General features: G+C 65.3%; 19 protein-coding genes. 9 read left to right on the top strand and 10 right to left on the bottom strand.

Annotated elements, in window-relative coordinates; genetic code table 11:
• Window positions 1–80 precede the first annotated feature (80 nt).
• The 5 genes from C7450_RS11485 to C7450_RS11465 form a co-directional block, all read right to left on the bottom strand.
• Window positions 81–1,172: a DUF4167 domain-containing protein gene (locus tag C7450_RS11485; RefSeq protein ID WP_245449653.1), complete on the bottom strand. Its 1,092-nt coding sequence runs from the start codon at window positions 1,170–1,172 to the stop codon at window positions 81–83.
• A 429-nt stretch (window positions 1,173–1,601) separates the two neighbouring features.
• Window positions 1,602–2,528, bottom strand: a complete 927-nt coding sequence (gene prmC / locus C7450_RS11480) for a peptide chain release factor N(5)-glutamine methyltransferase (RefSeq protein ID WP_110374578.1) — start codon at window positions 2,526–2,528, stop codon at window positions 1,602–1,604.
• Window positions 2,525–3,595, bottom strand: coding sequence for a peptide chain release factor 1 (gene prfA, locus C7450_RS11475; protein WP_425351184.1), 1,071 nt, complete (start codon window positions 3,593–3,595; stop codon window positions 2,525–2,527). Before prfA ends, prmC begins: the two co-directional genes overlap by 4 nt.
• A gap of 85 nt (window positions 3,596–3,680) precedes the next feature.
• The gene (ptsP, locus tag C7450_RS11470; protein ID WP_110374577.1) at window positions 3,681–5,948 is read right to left on the bottom strand and encodes a phosphoenolpyruvate--protein phosphotransferase; all 2,268 of its coding nucleotides are present in this window, start codon (window positions 5,946–5,948) and stop codon (window positions 3,681–3,683) included.
• A 613-nt stretch (window positions 5,949–6,561) separates the two neighbouring features.
• A complete protein-coding gene (locus tag C7450_RS11465) occupies window positions 6,562–7,803 on the bottom strand; it encodes an aspartate kinase (RefSeq protein WP_110374727.1) in 1,242 nt (413 codons plus the stop codon).
• A 193-nt stretch (window positions 7,804–7,996) separates the two neighbouring features.
• Between C7450_RS11465 and ubiG the strand changes: the two genes are divergently transcribed.
• The 4 genes from ubiG to C7450_RS11445 all read left to right on the top strand — a co-directional run bounded on the left by ubiG (window position 7,997) and on the right by C7450_RS11445 (window position 11,249).
• Entirely contained in the window at window positions 7,997–8,770 is a 774-nt protein-coding gene (ubiG, locus tag C7450_RS11460; RefSeq protein WP_110374576.1) for a bifunctional 2-polyprenyl-6-hydroxyphenol methylase/3-demethylubiquinol 3-O-methyltransferase UbiG, read from the top strand.
• Between the two features lie 134 nt (window positions 8,771–8,904).
• Window positions 8,905–9,813, top strand: a complete 909-nt coding sequence (locus C7450_RS11455; protein WP_110374575.1) for a DMT family transporter — start codon at window positions 8,905–8,907, stop codon at window positions 9,811–9,813.
• 328 nt (window positions 9,814–10,141) lie between these two features.
• A complete protein-coding gene (locus tag C7450_RS11450) occupies window positions 10,142–10,570 on the top strand; it encodes a BRO-N domain-containing protein (protein ID WP_110374574.1) in 429 nt (142 codons plus the stop codon).
• A 178-nt stretch (window positions 10,571–10,748) separates the two neighbouring features.
• A complete protein-coding gene (locus C7450_RS11445; RefSeq protein WP_110374573.1) occupies window positions 10,749–11,249 on the top strand; it encodes a TspO/MBR family protein in 501 nt (166 codons plus the stop codon).
• Between the two features lie 25 nt (window positions 11,250–11,274).
• On the opposite strand, the gene C7450_RS11440 is transcribed toward C7450_RS11445, so the two are convergent.
• Together C7450_RS11440 and hpt are read right to left on the bottom strand one after the other, a co-directional pair.
• Window positions 11,275–11,643, bottom strand: a complete 369-nt coding sequence (locus tag C7450_RS11440) for a response regulator (RefSeq protein ID WP_110374572.1) — start codon at window positions 11,641–11,643, stop codon at window positions 11,275–11,277.
• A 2-nt stretch (window positions 11,644–11,645) separates the two neighbouring features.
• Window positions 11,646–12,269, bottom strand: a complete 624-nt coding sequence (hpt, locus tag C7450_RS11435) for a hypoxanthine phosphoribosyltransferase (RefSeq protein ID WP_110374571.1) — start codon at window positions 12,267–12,269, stop codon at window positions 11,646–11,648.
• A gap of 398 nt (window positions 12,270–12,667) precedes the next feature.
• Between hpt and ftsE the strand changes: the two genes are divergently transcribed.
• From ftsE to C7450_RS11415, 4 genes are all read left to right on the top strand, one after another.
• Window positions 12,668–13,327 carry a cell division ATP-binding protein FtsE gene (gene ftsE, locus C7450_RS11430; protein ID WP_110374570.1) on the top strand — a complete coding sequence of 220 codons (660 nt, stop codon included), beginning with the start codon at window positions 12,668–12,670 and terminating at the stop codon, window positions 13,325–13,327.
• Between the two features lie 6 nt (window positions 13,328–13,333).
• Window positions 13,334–14,323 (top strand): cell division protein FtsX, encoded by a 990-nt coding sequence (locus C7450_RS11425; protein WP_110374569.1) that lies wholly within the window; start codon window positions 13,334–13,336, stop codon window positions 14,321–14,323.
• 170 nt (window positions 14,324–14,493) lie between these two features.
• Window positions 14,494–15,207, top strand: coding sequence for a YdcF family protein (locus C7450_RS11420; RefSeq protein WP_110374568.1), 714 nt, complete (start codon window positions 14,494–14,496; stop codon window positions 15,205–15,207).
• Window positions 15,208–15,337: 130 nt separating this feature from the next.
• A complete protein-coding gene (locus C7450_RS11415; RefSeq protein WP_110374567.1) occupies window positions 15,338–16,093 on the top strand; it encodes a lysophospholipid acyltransferase family protein in 756 nt (251 codons plus the stop codon).
• Between the two features lie 118 nt (window positions 16,094–16,211).
• Here C7450_RS11415 and C7450_RS11410 read toward each other — a convergent pair whose 3' ends face one another.
• Window positions 16,212–16,796 (bottom strand): gamma-glutamylcyclotransferase, encoded by a 585-nt coding sequence (locus tag C7450_RS11410; RefSeq protein ID WP_110374566.1) that lies wholly within the window; start codon window positions 16,794–16,796, stop codon window positions 16,212–16,214.
• Between the two features lie 205 nt (window positions 16,797–17,001).
• Here C7450_RS11410 and C7450_RS11405 point away from each other — a divergent pair, with 205 nt between their 5' ends.
• Window positions 17,002–18,099 (top strand): DUF2125 domain-containing protein, encoded by a 1,098-nt coding sequence (locus C7450_RS11405; protein ID WP_170147210.1) that lies wholly within the window; start codon window positions 17,002–17,004, stop codon window positions 18,097–18,099.
• Here C7450_RS11405 and C7450_RS11400 read toward each other — a convergent pair.
• Both C7450_RS11400 and C7450_RS11395 read right to left on the bottom strand, forming a co-directional pair.
• Complete coding sequence (locus tag C7450_RS11400; protein WP_110374726.1) at window positions 18,093–19,292, bottom strand: MFS transporter; 1,200 nt, start codon at window positions 19,290–19,292, stop codon at window positions 18,093–18,095. The genes C7450_RS11405 and C7450_RS11400 overlap by 7 nt on opposite strands.
• A gap of 159 nt (window positions 19,293–19,451) precedes the next feature.
• Window positions 19,452–21,278, bottom strand: coding sequence for a glucan ABC transporter ATP-binding protein/ permease (locus C7450_RS11395; protein WP_110374564.1), 1,827 nt, complete (start codon window positions 21,276–21,278; stop codon window positions 19,452–19,454).
• Window positions 21,279–21,462 lie beyond the last annotated feature (184 nt).

Raw genomic sequence — 21,462 nt, 5'->3', positions numbered from 1 at the left:
TCCTTTGAAGTGCCCGCAGCAATAAAAAAGGGAGGGCCTGAGGCCCTCCCGTGATCACGCCAGCATGGTCCGAGCAGCGATCAATCGCCGAGCGGCAACACGCTCTCATCGCTGTCCACGCCTTCCTCGGTGGCCGCACGGCGCCGTGGGCGCCCACGGGTCGCCCGAGGCGCCGGAGCCGCCGGCGCTTCGGCCTCGGCGACGGCCACCTTGCGGGTACGCCGCGCACGCGGTGCCGGCGCATCGGCCTCCGCAGCGGAGGACGCAGTCTCAGCCTTGGCCGCCGCGCTGTCGGGGGCGACGGTTTCCCTGGGTGTAACGGTCTTTGCGGCAGCACGACCGCGGGGACGCTCAGCCGGTGCCGGAGCCACTGTGGCCTCCGCCTCGGGCGGTTCCGCCGGCTGCCGGAGCGGAGCCGTCAGAAATGCCGGCAGGACACCCTGTCCATTCGCACCGGCATCGCCTGCCTGGGCATCGTCCTGACGGCGCGATCCACGAAACCGTTCACGACGGTCCTGGCGCTCGCCTCCGCGCTCCTGACGTTCACCACCACGCTCCGGGCGTTCACCACCGCGCTCCTGGCGTTCACCGCCGCGCTCGTGGCGTTCACCGCCGCGCGCCTGGCGTTCACCGGCGCGATCCGGTCGCTCGGATCGCTCATAACGTTCACCGCGATCCTGACGTTCACTACGGTCCGGGCGCTCGCCACGGTCCTGGCGCTCACCACGGTCCGGGCGTTCACCACGGTCTTGGCGTTCACCACGGTCTTGGCGCCCCTGATAGGGCTGCGCTGGCGCATAGGGCTGCTCGTCATAGGCACCGCGCGCGTCCGGCTGCGGCGCCCCATAGTCCGACGGTTGCTGCGTGCCGTAGCCGAAACCGTTGTCGTCTGCGCCCTCGCCCTCCTCGCGCTCATCGTCATAGGCGCGTGGGAAAGTGCCATACGTCTGCTGGAACTGGACCTGCGCCGCGGCGATGATCCGGTAATAATGTTCTGCGTGCTGCAGGTAGTTCTCGGCCGACACGGGATCACCCGATGCCTGTGCATCACGCGACAATTGGGCATATTTCTCGGCGATGTGCTGGGCGGTGCCCCTGATCTTCACATCCGGTCCGTTGGACTCATACGTCCGTGTCAAAGGATTGGGGCCTTTCCGGTTCCGGCCCCGCATGCGCCTGTTTTGACCTGGTCTCATCGACTGTCTCTGGATATGGATAAAAAAACCACGCGCGCCAATCGCACGCGTTTAAACGCGCGAGCCGCCAATGGCGGAGAATGCGCGCTTATTCAGTCAGCGCCGTAGCCGAGCCCTCTGAAGGGCAGTCAGCCACCCTTGTGTTCATATTGCGGATGCCGATCCCAAGGTGATACGACAAGGCCTCACCGGCGACGAATTGTTCGACCCAAGGTCTGCGCGCAGCATTAAGACTGCCCGCCATTCACCGCACCGGAGATTTGATTCGCACTTCTCGCGGAGGTCTACTCCTTGCGGATCCGATAGGATCGCATGACCCTTTATCTTTTGCCGCTAAGCGCAATTCCTAAAAGCCACACTAACGTCTTTACCCTATTCAGCCAAGCCATTTTTGCAAGGCCACCCTCACGGCGATTGGTGCATATCGCCTGCATCGTGACGGTGTGTTGCGTGAATGACACGCTCGATTCCGGCAAGATCCCGTATCGCGACCCAGTCCTCAAGCCCGTGCTGCGCAAACAGGCGGCCAACATCCCCGGCCTGTCCGGCCCCGACCTCCACGAATAAGTGCCCGCCCGGCCGCAGCAGGCGCCATGCTTCGGCGCCGACGCGCCAATAAGCCGCAAGCCCGTCAGGCCCACCATCGAGGGCGAGCCGCGGATCGTAGAGCTTCACGTCGGGCGCAAGGGCCTCGATGTCACCCGTCCCGATATAGGGTGGATTGGATACGATCAGGTCGAACGGGGCCTTGACGGCCGCGGCCCAGTCGCCCACCAGGAACGAAGCGCGCTCTCCAACCCCGTTCATCGCGGCGTTGTCGCGCGCCATGCGTGCGGCTTCGGGCGAAAGGTCTATGCCGACACCCGTGGCCGCCGGCAGTTCGCTCAGAAGGGCGATCAGGATACAGCCACTGCCGGTGCCGAGATCGAGGATGCGCAGCCGGCTGCCGGCCCTTCCCTCGTCGCGCATGGCCTTGAGCGCGGCCTCCACCAGCGTTTCGGTGTCAGGGCGCGGCACGAGCGTGGCCGCGGACAGGGTGAAGGGCAACCCCCAGAATTCCTGGCGGCCGCAGATGCGCGCCACCGGTTCCCTCCGGAGGCGCCGCGCCACCATGTCGGCAAGCGCCGCCGCGGCCGGCCCTATCGCCACGTCCGGCTCTGTCGCCAGATCGATGGCAGCAATATCAAGCGCCTTGCACAGCAGCACCCGCGCGTCGAGGGCCGGCGTATCGAGCCGCGCCGCCGCAAAGGCATCCGCCACAAGACGCCGTGCCTCCCCGCGCGTTGTCGCAGGGGTTATCCACTGGTCCACTGGCAAGGACGCCGCAGTCATTCCCCTTCGGCCAGCAAGGCCGCCTGATGTGCGGTGGTCAGGGCATCGACGACCTCATCCATGGCCGTCCCCATCATCATCTCGTCGAGCTTGTAGAGGGTGAGGCCGATGCGATGATCGGTCACCCGCCCCTGCGGGAAATTATAGGTCCGGATGCGCTCCGAACGATCGCCTGAGCCAACCTGCGCCCGCCGGTCGGCTGCACGGGCCGCATCCTTCTGCTGGCGCTGGATGTCATAGAGCCGCGAGCGCAACACGCTCATCGCCTTCGCGCGGTTGCGATGCTGCGAGCGCTCGTCCTGCACCAGCACCGCGATACCGGTCGGGATATGCGTGATGCGCACGGCCGATTCCGTCTTGTTGACGTGCTGGCCGCCGGCGCCCTGGGCCCGCATGGTATCGATCTTGAGATCGCTTTCATCGATGGCGATATCGACGTCCTCGGCCTCCGGCAGCACGGCAACCGTCGCCGCCGAGGTATGGATCCGCCCCGAGGTCTCGGTGTCCGGCACGCGCTGGACACGATGGACCCCGGACTCGAACTTCAGCCGGGCGAAGACGCCGCGCCCCCGGATTTCCGCAATCACTTCCTTGTAACCGCCGACAGTTCCCTCGCTTTCGGAGAGAACCTCGACCTTCCAGCCCTTCAGGTCGGCATAGCGGGAATACATCCGGAAGAGATCGCCGGCAAAGAGAGCGGCCTCATCGCCGCCTGTTCCCGCGCGCACCTCGAGGATGGCGCTTTTCTCGTCCGCCTCGTCCTTCGGGATCAGCAGAAGGCGCAAGGCCAGCGCCGCCGCTTCCGCCGCCGCCGCCGCATTCGCCCTCTCCTCCTCGGCGAGGCTGCGCATCTCCGCATCCGTGGCCGGATCGTTCAAGAGGGTCTCGATATCCTCGGCATTACGGGCGGCCGCCTGGAAGGCTCGGATCGCCGCAACCACCGGGTCAAGCTCCGACAACTCGCGCGACAAGGCCACGAAATCCTCCGCGTCCCCGCCCTCGGCGAGCGTGGCCGTGAGAATATCGTGCCGCTGCAGGATAGCCGCGAGCTTGTCCTGGGGAACCATCATGCTGGACTGGATCATGAGGAAGGGCACATAAGCGCGACGCGGCCTTTATGCCAGTGGTTTTTCGCGCCCTGCCCGAAGCGCTTCACTGCACCGGCAGGCCATGCGCCGCCGCGAAGGCCGCAAGAGCCGGGCGAAGGCTGCCCTTCTCGCTCGATCCGAGCAGCGTGCTCATGGTGTTCGCGAGCTCCGTCACATTGAGCTCGAGCAGCATCGCCTTCACCGGACCGATGGACGCAGGCGTCATGGAAAAGGCCCGGTAGCCAATGCCGATCAGCGCCATCGCCTCAAGCGGGCGACCACCGATCTCGCCGCAGAGCGTCACCGGGCAACCATGGCGCGCCGCCGCATCGGCAATAGCCCGCAGGGCCCGCAAGGCAGGGGCGCTGAGCGGATCAAAACGATCCGAGACCTGCTTGTTGTCGCGGTCCGCCGCGAAGAGGAACTGCAGCAGGTCGTTCGATCCGACCGACAGAAAATCCGCATGGCTGGCGATTTCATCGAGCTGGAACAACAGCGACGGCACTTCCACCATCACCCCCAGCGAAACCGATTCGGGCTCCGGATGCCCGTATTTCCTGAGATAGGCCTGCTCGCGGCCGACCATGGATTTGGCGCGCAGGAACTCCTCCACGGTCGCGACCATCGGGAACATGATTCGCAGGTGGTAGCCGGAGCTCGCCTTCAAGAGCGCGCGCAACTGCGAACGCAGCAGACCCGGCCGGTCGAGCCCGATACGGATGGCCCGCCAGCCGAGCGCCGGGTTTTCCTCTTCCGCGGCCTGCATATAGGGCAGGATCTTGTCGCCGCCGATGTCGAGCGTACGGAAGGTGACCGGCGCGCCGCCCGCCTCGATCAGAACCTGCTGATAGAGCGTCTGCTGCTCGCTTGTGGAGGGCATGCGCTCCGACACCATGAACTGGAGCTCGGTGCGAAACAGCCCGATCCCGCTCGCGCCCGTATCGACGATATTGGGCATATCGACGAGCAGGCCCGCATTGAGCTGCAAGGTAATGGCCGTGCCATCCCGGGTTATCGCCGGGATGCCGCGCAGGCTGCGATACTGCTCCTGCCGCCTTGCGCGCAGCCTTGCCTTTTCGGCATAGGCCGCCTCGATATCCGGCGCGGGCCTGATCTGAACATCGCCGACGCCGCCATCGACGATGATGGCATCGCCGGCCTCGACAAGGCCGGCAATACCTTCGACGCGGCTGACCGCAGGGATGCCGAGCGCCCGCGCGACGATGGCGATGTGGCTCGATGGCCCGCCTTCCTCCAGCACCAGGCCGCGCAGCCGGCCGCGGTCATAGTCGAGCAGCGCGGCCGGCCCCATCGAACGCGCCACGAGAATGGCATTGTCCGGCAGATCCTCGCGCGCTGCGCCGCGTTTGGCGCCCGCCAGCACATGGAGCAGACGGTCGGCCAGATCCTCGAGATCGTGCAGGCGCTCGCGCAGATAGGGATCCGTCTGGCGCAGGATCTTGGCGCGCGTGTCCGACTGGATGCGCTCGACCGCCGCCTCCGCCGTAAGGCCGGTCGTCACCGCCTCGCGGATCCGGCGAATCCAGCCCTTGTCATTGGCGAACATGCGCACGGTCTCGAGCACATCGCGGTGCTCGCCGTGGTGGGCCACATCCCCACGCTCGAGGAGGCGGTCGATATCGGCGCGCATCTCGGCGATCGCGTCGTCGAGGCGCTTCACCTCGCCTTCGACGTTCTCGGCAATGAGATCCTTCACGACGACGCGCGGCTCGTGCAGCACGACATGGCCAAGCCCAACACCGTCGGCCAGCGCCACCCCGCGCTGGTGGAAGGAGCGGCGGATGGCGATGTCGGCGCCTGGGCGCGCGAGCGCCTGCAACTCACCGGAGGCGATCATCTCGGCGATGATCATCGCCGTGATCTGCAGCGCCTCGATCTCCTCCTCGTGGTAGACGCGATGCGTCTTGTTCTGCACCACGAGCACGCCGAGCGTATTGCCGGCACGCAGAATCGGCACGCCAAGAAAGGCGTGGTAGATCTCTTCGCCCGTCTCAGGCTTGTAGGAATAGGAGGGATGCACCTGCGCATCCGACAGGGCGAGCGGCTCCGCCTCCCGCGCGATCAGGCCGACGAGGCCTTCACCCGAACTCATCGTCGTGAGATGGACGGCTTCGCGTTTCAGGCCCTCGGTCGCATAGAGCTCGAGCGTTCCGTCCGTACGCATGACGTAGACGGAACAGACTTCCGCGACCATGTTGGCCGCGATCAAAACGACGATGCGGTCGAGCCTGTCCTGCGCGCTGACCGGCTCCGCCATGACCTCGCGGAGACGACGCAACAGGACGCGCGGGCCACCAGGAGCGCCTCGCATCAACCTGTTCCCGTTGAACGTCCCGCACGAAGCGGGCCAGCTAACGGCCAACCGCGCCGGCGAAACCGCTCCGCCGGTACGTGGCGCGCCAATAGACCGTTGGTATAGCCAACGAGTTTGCGCCCCCGCAACCCATGGTGCGCATATTAGCGCATCACTGCCACCTGAGACCCGGCTCCGGGCGAGCAAAGCCCGACATCTCCCTGCCGAAACGACCTCGTCCCATCTGCCGGAAAAGCTAGAGCGACAAATGCTCCGACGCAATGAGACGCCCGACTCTCTCTCTGTAGGAACGCCGCACTTATCCGAGAATCGCATACTCTTTCAGGCTTGATAAGCCAATCGAAGCGATGGCCCAAGCGCGAATCGACGGTTTCAGGCGTATCGATTCTCCCGGGCCACGCGCGGCGTATTGCTTAAACATGGACAGGATGTGGCAGGTGTCGACCGGCCTGCCTTTCCTTTCGCTCAGCACCTGCAGCCCGATGTCCGGTGCTGGGGACCGCCCTTATCCCGGCGGCCTGGCCCAGGGACGACTTGCAACAAGACCCTTGGGACAGGCAGGCCCTGGTACGCGCAGGAACCGCGGGCACGCGCCGGCGCAGATGAACCGCTACTGCGGCTTATCGAGGCCGTAGAGCGAATGGAGCGTGCGAACCGCGAGCTCCGTATAGGCCGAATCGATCAGCACCGAGAATTTGATCTCGGATGTGGTGATCGCGCGGATGTTGATGCCCTTCTCGGCCAGCGCCTGGAACGCGCGAGCCGCGACGCCCGCGTGGCTGCGCATGCCGATACCGATGGCGGAGACCTTGACGACGTCGGTCGCGCCTTCGAGCGTCGCGAAGCCGATCTTGTCGCGTGAGGACTCCAGGATAGCCTTGGCGCGCTCGAAGTCCGCCGAGCCCACGGTGAACGTGATGTCCGTCGTCGTGGTATCGTCTGAAACCACCTGGATGATCATGTCCACATTGATGTTGGCCTCGGCCATTGGCACAAAGATCGCCGCCGCGACGCCGGGCTTGTCGGCCACGCGCCGCAAGGTGATCTGGGCCTCGTCCTTGGAATAGGCGATGCCCGTGATCACATTGTTCTCCAAGATATCCTCCTCATCGCAGATGAGCGTGCCGGGCTTCGGATCCAAGGGATCATCGAAGCTCGAACGAACGAATGTCCTGACCTTCTGGGTCATGGCAAGTTCCACCGAACGGACCTGCAGGACCTTCGCGCCCAGGGACGCGAGTTCCAGCATTTCCTCGAATGACACCCGGTCGAGCCGGCGCGCATGCGGTACGATTCGCGGATCGGTCGTGTAGACCCCATCCACGTCCGTGTAGATGTCGCAGCGATCCGCCCCGATGGCGGCGGTCAGGGCCACCGCGCTCGTATCCGAGCCGCCGCGCCCGAGTGTCGAGATGCGGCGGGTGGGCTCATGCATGCCCTGGAACCCGGCGACGACCGCCACTTCCTTCCGCTCCTCGAAATGGCGGATGATACCGGAGCCGTCGATGCCGGTGATGCGCGCGACGCCGTGGGCGCCATCCGTCAGAATGGGCACCTGCCAGCCCATCCAGGAGCGGGCCTGAATGCCCATCTCCTGCAGGACGATGGCAAGAAGTCCGGCCGTGACCTGCTCGCCGGACGCGACGACGGCGTCGTATTCCCGGGCGTCGTGGAGTGGCGCCGCCTCGCGGCACCAGCCAACGAGTTCATTGGTTTTCCCCGACATGGCCGATACGACGACAGCGACATCATGTCCGGCGTCGGCCTCGCGTTTGACATGGCGGGCGACATTGCGGATGCGATCGACGTTCGCGACGGACGTGCCGCCGAATTTCATTACAAGGCGAGCCATGACGGGATCTGCAACTTCGATGTCGATAGGAACCTTGGCGATGCCCCGCGCCGCCGGCCCGCTATGGCCGCCCGGCAAAAGGCGCGTATACATGACGACCTCACCCGCCGCTGTCAACGCGGGCGGCAATTTGCAACCATGGCGTGGTAGCTTTGGCTGAAGGAAAGCAGGCAAAAGGCCTTATGGAGAGTTCATGATAGCGCCGAGGGATGAAGCGCCGAAAGATGCGGCCGCGCAGGCAGGCCAGACGGTCGACCCCGCGGAAGTCGCACGCTTCGACAAGCTCGCCGACAGTTGGTGGGACCCGAACGGGCCGATGCGCCCGCTGCACCAGATCAATCCATTGCGCCTCGCCTATATCCGCGACGCGGTGGCAGCCCATTTCGGCCGGTCGATCCGGGCGCCGAAACCCTTGTCCGGCCTCGCTCTTCTTGATATCGGCGCGGGCGGGGGCCTCCTTGCGGAGCCTCTCGCCCGCCTCGGCGCAGATGTGACGGGCCTCGAACCGGCGGCCGGGATGGCCGCCGCCGCGCGACGGCATGCCGAGGAGAGCGGCCTTTCCATCGACTACCGCACCGAGACCATCGAGGCTGTTGCGGCGCGCGGAGAACGCTTCGATGTTGTCACCGCCATGGAAGTGGTGGAGCACGTCGCCGATGTGGCGGTATTCGTGAAGGCGGCCTGCGCCGTCGCCGGACAGGACGGCATCGTCATCTTGTCCACTCTCAACCGTACCTTGCGCTCCTTCGCGCTGGCCATCGTCGGCGCCGAGTATCTCCTGCGCTGGCTCCCGCGCGGCACCCACGACTGGGAGAAATTCGTGACGCCCGACGAACTCACGGAGGCGGTGGCAGCCGCGGGCTTCACCGTCAACGACCGCAAGGGTGTCGTCTACAATCCCCTGAGCGCCTCCTGGCGCCTGTCGGGCGATCTCGGCGTCAACTACATGCTGACTGCGACGCGCTGATCCCGACGCGGCGCGGAGCCACGCAGTTGCCCTGAGCAGTTGCCATGCAATATGCGCATGATGCCCATGCATTTTGCGCATTGCTCGCCGGTTCCGTCCGTGTTTGGTTCGCTGTCTAGCTTGGGCCTGCTTGCATGGGGGGTCCCATTGAAATCTCGGGCGCGCGTTCGTTGGATCAGGCCAATTCCACCCTTTTTTCGCGGGCCGCCCCTGCCATCTTTGTGGTGATCTGGGCCACCGGTTTCATTGTGGCAAGGCTCGTCGCACCCCACGCCGAACCCTTCACTTTCCTGGTTGCCCGCTATGCACTGAGCATCGCGGCGCTGACGGCTATCGCCACGGTGCTGCGCGAGGCCTGGCCGCGAACCCTGCGCGGGTGGTTCGACGCGCTCGTTGCGGGCGTTCTGCTGCAGGGGCTTTATCTCGGCGGAGTGTTCTGGAGCGTCCGCCACGGGTTGGGGGCCGGGGTCGTCGCCCTGATCATGAGTTTGCAACCGGTTGTCACGGCGGCGCTTGCCGGGCCCCTTCTCGGCGAGACAGTCACCAGGCGCCGCTGGGTCGGCATCGGACTGGGCCTTCTCGGCGTCGTCTTCGTGATCATCCCCAATCTCAACGTCGCAGGCGGGGGCCTCACGATCACCGTCGCCCTGGCGTCCATGCTCTGCATCACGCTCGGGACAATCTGGCAGAAACGCACCGGGTCGCCGGCACATCTCGTGACAGGCGCCGTCATCCAGTTCATCGCAGCCCTGATCGTGACACTGCCGGCAGCGGTCATGCTCGAGACCGGTTTCATCGACAACAGCTGGCAGTTGTGGGCGGGCCTCATCTGGGCCGTCTTCGGCATGTCGGTGGGCGCCATCCTGATTCTGCTTGTCCTGATCCGCCGCGGCGCTGTCGCGCAGGTCGCCTCCCTGTTCTTTCTTGTCCCGCCGGTTGCAGCGCTCATGGCCTTCGCTTTATTCGGCGAAACGCTGACGGCCATGCAAATCATCGGCGCCGCCGTCGCCATTGGCGGCGTGGCCATCGCGAGCCGCGCATGAGAGATACGCCGATGCAGAGAACCGTGATCGCGTCCTGCCGCATCCTCGCAGCCTCCGTCTGCCAGCGTTATCCGATATGCAAAAGCAAACGACAATCATCAGAAAACGAGTATAAAAAGCGATGAAATTCGAGCTTATGCGGATAAATTTCCCAAACTGCCGACAACCCAAAGTTACCCTGCCGCAAAAACCTCACCGATGAGACGAGAATATTGATAATCGTTACTTACGTTGCGCGCCAATCTTGGTGGCGTGCGCGCCGCGCCACGCCGCCAAGCGTAGCGTCCTCTAGCGTTCCCCCCAACGCAAATTCGAGCGGAGGCTAACAATGGACAGCTTTGCCGAGGCTGTTATCCACCGTGTCACCTGGCCGGAAAGCGACCGGGAGATCCGGATCGTACGCCATCAAGGCGAACCATGGTTCGTGGCCGCCGACATATGCCGTGCGCTCGGCCTGTTCGTCAATCGCCGCGGGGAACTCAATGTGACGCTGGCGCTGGCGCCTGTGAAGGCTGATGACAAGCATCTGGCCCGCCTCGAGACGAGCCCCAACACCTTCCGTCCTTATACCCGCTATATGCTGATTTCCCCACGCGGGTTCACACAGTTGCTGACGGACTCGCCGAGCATAGCGACCGAAGCCGTGCCCGCGGCCTTCCAAGCCATGATCGAGGCCGCTTTCCGCGTCATGGACGATGTGATCGGCAGGGCAGCGCCACAAGCCGACACCGCGTCGTCGCAGCGCGCTGCGGGCTGACGGCGGGTCAGCCCGCCAGCAGGCGCGCCGCGGCTACCGGGCGGACAATGCGCACCATATCCGGCGGCGGGAACCTTTGGCCGCACTCCCGGATTGATGGCCGGGTGGCTGGGCGGAAAAATCCGCCGCACAGCGGCAACTGCAGCCATCGCCAGTTCCTCGCTTGCGGGATAGCGCAATGACGACAGCAATTCGATCGGGTTTCGGCCGTTCACTGTCCCTCGCGCTCGCGGCCATCCTGCCGGTCGTGGCTGCCTCGCTTGCAGGGCAATACGTCACATTCCCCAACCTGACGCCTTGGTATGCAAGCCTCGCGAAGCCATCCTTCAACCCGCCCAATGCGGTGTTTGGGCCGGTGTGGACCGTTCTCTATATTCTGATGGCCTTTGCCGCCTGGCGTATCCTGCGGCTGGCGCCGTTCATGCGTCACCGGCGCATGGCCCTCGCCCTGTTCTATGGACAGCTTGGTCTGAATGCCCTCTGGTCATTCGCCTTTTTCGGCGCCCACAGCCCCCTGCTCGGCCTCGTCGTGATCATTCCGCTCCTGGCGATGATCGTCGCGACGATCGCGACCTTCCGTCGGCTGGATGCGGTTGCCGCCTGGTGCCTCGTGCCATACCTCGCCTGGGTCTCCTTCGCGACCGTCCTCAACGCGAGCGTCTGGTGGCTGAACGCCTGAAGCGCCGCTCCTCAAATCGGCGCGGTTAGGGTACGGCCAGCACCCGCCGCACGGCGGCCCGGAAATCACCCAACGAGAACGGCTTGATCAGAAGGTCAGCAACAGTATCGTCGAGCCCCTTGATACGCTCCTGCTCCTCGGTGAAACCGGTCATCAGCATGATCGTCAGGGACGGATAGTCCTCTTTCGCCGCCACCGCGAGTTCGATGCCGTCCATCAACGGCATCCTGATGTCGCTCACCAGCAAAGTGAAAGCGCCCCCGGCGGCCTGCAGCCGCTCCAGGCCGTCCAGTCCATCCTCGCCGGTCTCGACGGTATGGCCGTCGAGCTCGAGCCCGCGCTTCAGGAGGCCGCGAACACCGGCTTCATCATCGACGAGAAGAATGCGCGCCATGGTCAATCAACCTCGGTCTCGGCAGACTCGACGACGCCAACAAAGGGCAGCTCGCGATAGAAATGGGCTGCGTCCATCCCGTAACCCACCACGAAGGCGTCCGGACAGGCAAAGCCAACAAAATCGGCCGCGATGCTGACAGCCCGCTTGTGCGGCTTCTCCAGGAGAACGGCGCACATGACGCGCCTTGCCCCGCGCGCGGCCATGAGATCCTTGGCGAAAGCCAGCGTCCGTCCGGACTCCAGGATATCGTCCACGAGAAGGACATCGCGATTGCGGACGTCGCTATCCACATCTTTCAGGATGTCGACCTGCCCGGAGGAAACCAGGGATTTGCGATAGCTCGACAGATGCACGAACTCGACCTGCGGTGCGAGGCCGACGCGGTGCAGGCAGCGGATCAGATCCGCGGCGAACATGAAGCTGCCCTTGAGGATGGCGACAACGAGCAGGTCGCGCGGCGCGGACGCGGCAATCGCCGCGGCGATCTCCGCGTTGCGGCGCGCGATCTCATCGGCGTCATAGAGCACGCGGACTGGCCGTGCCGGCGTGTCATCATGACCGACCAGCGGTTCCCGGCCCGCGCGGCCGCCGCCGTCGTCCGCACCTAATCCTTTGTTAACCATAGCCCTCTTTCTCAGACAGGGTCACTGCCCGATCATGGTGACAGCAACCCTAATGGTGCGCCAGCATAGTCACCGGCACGCACATGTGATAGCCACCAGCCCTATTTTCGGATTAATGGCGCCGATGACGCGGTGCAAGCGATCCTTGTGTAAGCCAACATGATGCGAGAGATCCTCGCGCCTGCGCCCCGAAAGTGAGAGTGTCCAACCGGACTGGCGTCGGCAGATGCGGCTTGGCAGATGCGACCCGGCAGATGCGGCCAGGCAGGGGCGGGCCGGAAGGGGCGTGGAATCATTGCTTGCATCGGCGCGGAAGCGCGCCAGCATGGCGAATCAGGGGCGCACGTCCACGGCAGCGTCCCCGTGTAAACGAGTGGCTTTGGAGGAGAGGATGAAGAGTGGTCCGCTTCGATAACGTCGGACTGCGCTACGGCATGGGGCCCGAAGTCCTGAAGGACCTCACCTTCTCGATCGCCCCGCGGTCCTTCCAGTTTCTCACCGGCCCGTCGGGCGCCGGGAAGACAACCCTGTTGCGCCTCATCCTCCTGTCGCTCAAACCGACCCGCGGCCTCATCAGCATCTTCGGAACGGATGTCTCACAGATCGCCGGGGACTCTTTGACCACCGCGCGTCGCCGGATGGGCGTGGTCTTCCAGGATTTCCGCCTGCTCGACCATCTGACGACCTATGAGAACGTGGCGCTGCCGCTCCGCGTGCAGGGCAAGGAGGAGGCGAGCTACCGCGCGGAAGTCGTGGAGCTTCTGCGCTGGGTCGGGCTCGGCGAACGCATGCATGTGCTGCCGCCCGTGCTCTCCGGCGGTGAAAAGCAGCGTGCGGCGATCGCGCGCGCCTTGATTGTCCGGCCGGAGTTGCTGCTCGCCGATGAGCCCACCGGCAATGTCGATCCCAATCTCGGCCGGCGCCTGCTGCGCCTTTTCATCGAATTGAACCGCCTTGGCACTTCGGTCATCATCGCCACACACGACTTCGGGCTTATGGACCAGGTCGATGCACGCCGCCTGGTCCTCGCCGAAGGCCGGCTTCACATTTACGACTGAGGATCGATGACCTTCTTTGCCGAAAGCGGTCAAGCGGACGACAGCTCCCACCCTGCCGGATCGCCGGATACAGAGCTTGGCCCGCTGCCCGAAGCGTTGAAGCGCAATCAGTCGCTCGTTCCCAGCGATTCCTCGGCCGGCCGGGCGCTCGTCACGGTCATCGCCATCCTCACCTTTCTCGCGGCGCTGGCCGCCGGCGCGGCCCAGCTCGTTGCCAGCGCGTCGTCGGAATGGAATGCCTCGATCGCGCGCGAGGCCACCATCCAGGTGCGCCCCAACCCGCAGCGCGACATCGAGGCGGATGTGGCTGCCGCCGCCGATATCGCAAGGGCGGACGTCGCCGTCGCCAGTGTCTCGGTCTATTCGCGCGCCGAAGCCGAGCGGCTTTTGTCGCCCTGGCTCGGCACGACGCTGGATTTCGTGGAACTGCCTATTCCCCGCCTCATCGTGCTCACGGTCAAGCCCGGCATCCAGCCAGACTTCGCCACGCTCCGCAGCAGGCTTGCCGCTGCCGTGCCCGGCACGACCCTGGACGACCATCGCGCCTGGATCGCCCGGCTCTCGGCCATGGCGGGTACCGTTGTGTTCGGCGCCCTGGCGATCGTCGGCCTGGTGCTCATCGCGGCGGCTCTTGCCATCGCGTCTGCCACCCGTGGCGCGGTGGCGAGCAATCGCGAAATCCTGGAGGTCCTGCATTTCGTCGGCGCCGATGATCGGTTCATCGCGCGCGAGTACCAGCGGCGTTTCCTGCATCTCGGCCTCAAAGGTGGCCTGATCGGCGGCGGCGCAGCCCTCCTGTGCCTCATCCTCGGCGGCATGATGGCGCGCTATTGGCGCGCGAGCCCCGGTGGAGACCAGCTGGAGGCCCTGTTCGGCATGTTCGATATCGGCATCTGGGGCTATGCGTCGGTCGCCGCTATCGCGCTCATCATCGCCCTGGTGACGGCAGCAGTGTCGCGCGTGACGGTGCGGCGGCACCTCACCGGGTTGCAGTGAAGGGCTTTCGACGTGCAGGAACACCATCATAAGAGCGTCATGTACAAGAACGCCGCGCCGAAGGCTGATCCTGCTTGCCCCCGCGTTGCCTCATTCGCCATTATCCTGAAACCTCTGGGATTCGCGCGCGGAGCCATGACCTCACCCGAACGCGCGTGGGATGAGCGTATATGACGGATGGATTGGCGATCGCGACGAAGAGGCAACCGCTCACGATCAGACGGCGGCTGAAGCTGATCGGAATAGGCGTATTTCTCCTCGTGCTGGCCGTGGTGGTTGGCGGCTTCTTTGCGTTCGTGCACCAGCTCGACGCCTACCGCACCCCTGACAATGCGAGAGCGGATGGCATTGTCGTGCTCACCGGCGGCGCGCAGCGCATCGCAGAGGCAACAGACCTCCTCTCGCAGGGCCGCGCCAAGCGGATGCTGATCACCGGTGTCAATCTCAAGACGACCCGCGAACAGATCGTGGCGGTCAACGGCGAGCTCGCCCATCTTGTGGATTGCTGTGTGGACCTCGACTATCGTGCCCGCAACACCATCGGCAATGCCATCGGGGCACGCCGATGGGCCCAGCAGAACAATTTCGGCTCGGTGATCGTCGTCACGTCGAATTACCACATGCCGCGCACGCTTGTGGAGCTCGGCAATACGCTGCCCGGCGTGAAGCTCCTGCCTTACGCGGTGGTTGCCGAGAATTCGCTGACGGAGCACTGGTGGAGCGACACCGCGACGACCCGGCTGCTCGTCATGGAATATGTCAAATACCTCGCCGCCTCGGTGCGTACGCTGGTGGAGAGGGATCCCGAGCGTTCCCGCATGGCCGTCCTCGTCGGCGGCCGCGAACCGGCCATCAGCGGACCGCTCGTAACCCGGCACGACTGACGGCGATACCCATCCGGCCGGAGCCCCCATCTGGCGGTGAGCCGCAGCCCGCTATATGAGAAGGCGATCCACGCGTCGTCCGGCGCAACATGGCCTCTCCATGTTGCGGACCGACTGTCAGGCCTCTCTCATGCTCGTGCTGCGCTCGCTGCTGTTCAACATTGCGTTCTACGCCAACCTGATCGCACGCCTCGTGCTCTATCTGCCGCTGCTGGCGCTGCCGCGCCCATGGCTGATGGCCGCCGTGCGGGACTGGGCGCGCTCGTCCCTCTGGCTGTTGCGCGTTATCGCGGGCACGAAGGCCGAATTCCGCGGCCTCGACCTGATGCCGGCGGGCGGCTGCATCATCGCGTCGAAACACCAGTCGCTCTGGGAGACCTTCGCGCTCCTTACCATCGCCAAGGATCCGGTCTTCGTGCTGAAGCGCGAGCTGTCCTGGCTGCCGTTCTTCGGCTGGTATGCCCTGAAAGCGCGGATGATCCCGGTGGATCGCGGCAAAGGGGCGCCTGCGCTGGCCGCCATGGCGAAGCGCGTCGGCGAGGAGATCGCCAAGGGCCGCCAGATCATTATTTTCCCGGAGGGGACGCGCCGGCCGCCAGGAGCAAAGCCAGCCTATAAGTATGGCGTTGTTCACCTCTACAATACGCTCGACGTCCCCTGCCTGCCGGTGGCGCTGAACTCCGGTCTCTACTGGCCCCGCCGGCAGTTCATCAAGCGTCCCGGCACCATCATCGTCCAGTGCCTGCCGCCCATCCCGCCGGGCCTGTCGCGCCTGGCCTTCCGCGACAGGGTGGCGGCGGAGATCGAAGAGGCCTCCAACCGGCTGATTGCCGAGGCCCGGCAAACCGGCGGCACGCCCGCCCCCGCCCATGCCGGGGTAGCCTGACGGAAGGATCGTTCAGACCAAAATGCGATGAGTTCCACCCATCGCACCTTGGCCAAGCCCGCGCGGCGCCTGAGCGTCGCCAAAGCGCGGATGCGTCAGCAATCTTCGCGCTTTGGTCTCAGGTCGCAGCGTCGAGCCCCGCCACGAGGCGGGCGAGCACGGGGTCATGCACGCCGAGCTCCTTGAGATGGGCGTGGGTGTTGCGGACATAATCCGGGTTGGCGCCCGACTGCCCCACCCCCTGCCGAACCAGCCGCAGCACCTCCGCCTCCTCAAGCCGCCCGGCATATTGCGGGTGATTGCGATCCGCGACATAGACGAGGGAACGCACCGCTTCCCGCGCGCCGAGCATCGTCTGGACATAACGCTCGATATAGACCGAGGTCGCCTGTTCGCGTTCGCGCAGATAGGCGATGGTTTCCGCGGCATCGGCCTGCGCGACCCGGAAGGCGATGCCGAGACAGGAGCCGCCCCGGTCGAGCCCAAGCACGAGACCCGGCCGCGAGTGGGTTCCCCGGTGGACGTGGGAATAGATGCACAGCGATCGATGAAAGCCGCGAATGGCGGCTTTACGTTGCTCGACAAAGGGAAAGCCCGGGCGCCACATCAGCGAACCGTAGCCGAACACCCAGAGATCGCCGGAGGTCTCCTCGACAGCGTCCAGCGTAACATCCGGGCTCGCGGGAACAGCCACCTCACCCATGCTCCACGTCTTTCACAGCTTCGAATGTCTCACAACCCGCGATCAGCCATGCCTGCCGTTCCCGCCCGGCGGGCCTGCGGACGCCCGTTCGCGGGCGCACATTGGAACCGGCGGGTCGGTGATGTAACACAGTCCCGCCCGAATGAATGATGATAAGAAGTCTCGACGCTTCGGAAAATACCATCGCACAGGAGATCAGGCCGGCATGTCCGCAGATACGTCCGGGACCATCAAACGCAGGAGCCGCATCGGACTCTATTTGCCGGTCGCCCTCCTCTTCGCGATTGCGGCCGGCTGGTCGGTCTTCTGGTTCGTCGCGCGCAACGCCGTCAACACCGCGGTCAACACCTGGCTGGCCCGCGAGGCGGCGGAAGGCCGCAACTGGAATTGCCCTGACCGCGCCTTAGGGGGCTTCCCCTTCCGCTTTGAGATGACCTGCAGCAACCTCACCTTTGCCGGCACGACGCCGGAAGGGCCGGTCACCGGATCGCTGCCCCGCCTTGCCGCCGTCGCCCAGATCTACAAGCCGCAGCATGTGATCGTCGAGGCCACGGGGCCGCTGAAGATCGCCAAGACTGACGGCACGGCGGACCTGACCTTTGACTGGAAGCTGCTCGACGCCAGCGTCATCGCCGTCGGTCGCGCCGTGGACCGCGTTTCGGTGGTCATCGACCAACCCACCCTGACCGTCGCGGGGTCGGCTGTGATGCCTCTCGATCTGCGGGCGAACAGCTTCGAATCCCATTTGCGGCGTGATCCGGCGCGGCCGGCGGAAGAGAACACCTACGATTTCACGCTGGCCTTCGATGGCGCCGTCGTTCCGCCCCTCGACGCCCTTCTCGCGACCCAGACGCCCGTCAAGCTCGCGCTCGACGCGAAGGTCAGCCACGCGCGGCCGTTCACCGCGCAAAGCCGTGCCCAAGAGCTCGAGACCTGGCGGCAGGCCGGCGGCCGGCTCCACATCCTCAGGCTGTCCATGGACAAGGGCGCGCAACGGCTCGACGCGCGCGGCGAACTCGGACTCGACGAGGCCCACCGTCCCGCCGGCACCATCGACGCCTCCGTCGCAGGCCTGGAGCAGCTTCTCGCCCGCTTCGGCATCGGTGGCCAGGGCAGCAATCTCGGCTCGCTCATCGCCGGCGGGCTGGCACGGCTCGGCGCGCGTCAGGCCCAGCCCCCCCAGGCGGGTGATGGCGCGGCAAAGCCCGCGGATGGCCTGACGCCCCTGCCCACCGTGACGATCGCCAACGGGCGCGTCGCCGTGGGGCCTTTCGCCTTCGCGACCGTCCAGCCCCTCTATTGATCCTTCACCACCTTGGCGGTCTTCTTGCGCGTATCGGGCAGGAAGGCCGCGAGAATGCCGAGTAGCGGCAGGAAGGCACAGAGGTTGAAGACGAAGCGGATGCTGGTCAAGTCCGCCAGTTGCCCCAGCACCGCCGCGCCGAGGCCGCCCATGCCGAAGGCAAAGCCGAAGAAGAGGCCCGAAATCGTGCCGACCTTGCCCGGCATCAGCTCCTGCGCATAGACGAGGATGCTGGAGAACGCTGACGCCAGGATGATGCCGATCGCCACGCTCGACGCCACCGTCCAGAACAGATTGACGTGGGGCAGGATGAGCGTGAAGGGCACCACCCCAAGGATCGAGAACCAGATCACGTATTTGCGGCCGAAGCGGTCGCCCATCGGCCCACCGACGAAGGTGCCGAGCGCCACCGCGCCGAGAAAGACGAAGAGATAGAGCTGCGCATCACGCACCGACACGCCGAATTTCTCGATGATGAAGAATGTGTAGTAGCTCCCCATCGACGCCATATAGAAATACTTCGAGAAGATCAGCACGATCAGGATGCCAATGGCACGCGCGACCGTCCCGCGGCTGAACACGGCCTCCATGCCTGCGGCCACCGAAACCGCGGGCTTCGGGCGGCGGCGCTCCTTGCGATACCAGACGCCGACGCGCATCAGCACGATGATGCCGGTGACGGCGATCAGCGAGAACCAGGCGAGGCTGGGCTGTCCATAGGGCAGGACGATGAAGGCGGCGAGCAGCGGCCCAAGCGACGATCCGACATTGCCGCCGACCTGGAAGAAGGACTGGGCGAAGCCGTGGCGGCCGCCGGAGGCCATGCGCGCCACCCGCGACGATTCCGGATGGAAGATCGCCGAGCCGGTGCCGATGAGCGCCACCGCAAGCACGATCATCCAGAAGCTGTGGGCCTGCGACAGCAGGACCACGCCGCTCAGCGTTACACTCATGCCGACGGCGAGCGAAAAGGGCTGCGGATGCCTGTCCGTATAGAGCCCGACCGCCGGCTGCAGCAGCGAGGCGGTGAGATTGAAGGCGAGTGTGATCAGGCCGATCTGCCCGAAATCAAGATGGAACTCGTTCTTGAGCACGGGATAGATGGCGGGGACGAGGGACTGGATCGTGTCGTTCAGAAGATGGGATAGGCTGATCGCCGACAGGATGCCGATGACGGCCCCGCTACGCTTCATCCCTCCCGCGGCATTCTGACTAGTGTCGGCTTCGACAGCCATGATTTGAGCACCCGTTTCTGAATGCTCTTCATAGCGATGGTCGCCGGTGCAACCAACCGCCTGGAGCGCATGGCTGATGAGCATGAGGCGAGCGGCCGGCCCGGAATGCGCGCGGATTTACGTCTCTGCAAGCCCTGCTCCCTCTGGCAGGACGGTCGGCCGACGGCCTTTCGCAGACGCCGCCTCCTCCCCGGGCACCGCCAGAAACTGCGCGCGGGCGAGGGCTGCGAAGACGCCGCCCTTCGCGACGAGCTCCTCAAAGGTCCCCCCTTCGACGATGCGACCGGCGTCGAGCACGAAGATGCGATCGGCATTGCGAACAGTCGCGAGCCGGTGCGCGATGACAAAGGTGGTCCGTCCCCGCATCACTTCATCCAGAGCCGCCTGCAGCTTGCCTTCGGTGGCCGCATCGAGCGCACTGGTGGCTTCGTCGAGGATGAGGATCGGGGGATCCTTCAGAAGCGCGCGGGCAATCGAGAGACGCTGGCGCTCACCGCCCGACAGCGTCCGGCCGCGCTCGCCAACAAGCGTATAGATGCCGTCAGGCTGCCGCGCGATGAAATCCGTCGCCTGGGCGCGCTCCAGCGCCACGTTCAGCTCATCATCCGTGGCATTGGGTTTTCCGACCCGGAGATTGTCCGCGATGGAGCGTGCGAACAGCATCGGCTCCTGAAACACCACACCGATGTTCCGCCGCAGCGAGAGCAGGGTGAAGTCGCGGATGTCCGTGCCGTCGATCAGGATGCGCCCGGATTGGGGGTCGAAGGCCCGGTGGAGGAGCCCGAGTGTCGTCGATTTTCCCGAGCCGGTCGAACCGACAAGCGCGATCGTCTCCCCGGGCTTCACCTCGAAAGAGACGTCCGCCAGCGCCGCGCGCTTGCCATCGTAGGAGAACGACACGTTGTCGAAGACGACATGGCCGGCCAGGACGCCGGCATCGCGCGCCGTCGGGCGGTCGGCGACGGTCGGCACGGTATCGGCGACCGTGAAGAACTCGCTGATCTTCGGCGCCTGCAGAAACAGGAAGTTGATGTAGGAGACGATCTGCTCGAGCCGCCCGATCAGCATGGTGGCGAGGCTCATGAAGGCGACGACTTCACCCAGCGTCGCCAGGCCGTTGAGATTGAGCCAGGTGCCCATCAGGAAGATAGCCAGGACCGTCAGCGTGGCCGACGCCCGCGACGCGACCGTCGCCAGCGCCCACCAGGACAACACCGGTGTCTGTGCCGCCAGGAGCGCGTCGATAGTCCCGCGCAGGGCGCGGGCTTCCGCCTCGACCCGCGTGAAGCTCTGGATGACCGGCACGTTGCCGAGCGCGTCCGATGCGTGCTCCGCCAAGGCAGAATGGTGGCGCTCGACCGAGCCTTGCAGCGTTTCCGTGCGCCGCAGCACGAAGGTCGTGACGATGGCGAAGAAGAACACGAGGCCGAGCAGCAAGACGCCGAGCCGCCAGTTCAGCACCATGGAGATCGGCAGGAGCGCGACAAGCACCACGAAACCGGAGCACTGCTCACGGAAGAACGAGAGCCAGACGGCCGCCATGCCGTTGGCGCCCTCCAGCATCACCTTCAGCATGCGTCCGGAATGCGTCGCCCCGTGGAAGGCGAGCGGCAGCGTCAGCACATGCTCGAAGAACTGCGCCATCACGGCCAGCCGCCGCCGATGCGAGAGGCGATCCGCATGCAGGGCGACGAACACACCCGCACCGATCGTGAAGAGGCCGAAGCCGACCCAGGCGGCTGTATAGCGGCCGAGGAGACCCAGATCCGGCGCCTGGCCGCTCCCCTGCGCATGCGAGAGCAGATCAATGATGCGGCCGAACAGAAGCGGCTCCGCGAACTGGGCAAGAGCCAGCGCAATATTGGCGACAATCAGCAGGCCGCCAAGCCTGGCCTCGCCACCCAACGCAGACAGGACACGCAGGTAGAGACGGACGAGATGCATGGCGACCCATAGGCTGAAGGGCGTTCCGAGGTTATCGAGTGACAACGGGCCGAGCGCGACTGTCAAGCCACGGCATGCAACCTAAAGACGCGATCACCGACGAATTGGTCACAAAGAGGCCTTGCGTTCGCCACGCCGGGCAGGCAACCCTGACGCCCATTAGCTGATCCTGCGAGCCGCCGCG

The sequence above is a fragment of the Chelatococcus asaccharovorans genome (assembly GCF_003201475.1).
GTDB lineage: Bacteria > Pseudomonadota > Alphaproteobacteria > Rhizobiales > Beijerinckiaceae > Chelatococcus > Chelatococcus asaccharovorans.
This window is presented reverse-complemented; position numbering and strand designations above follow the sequence as displayed.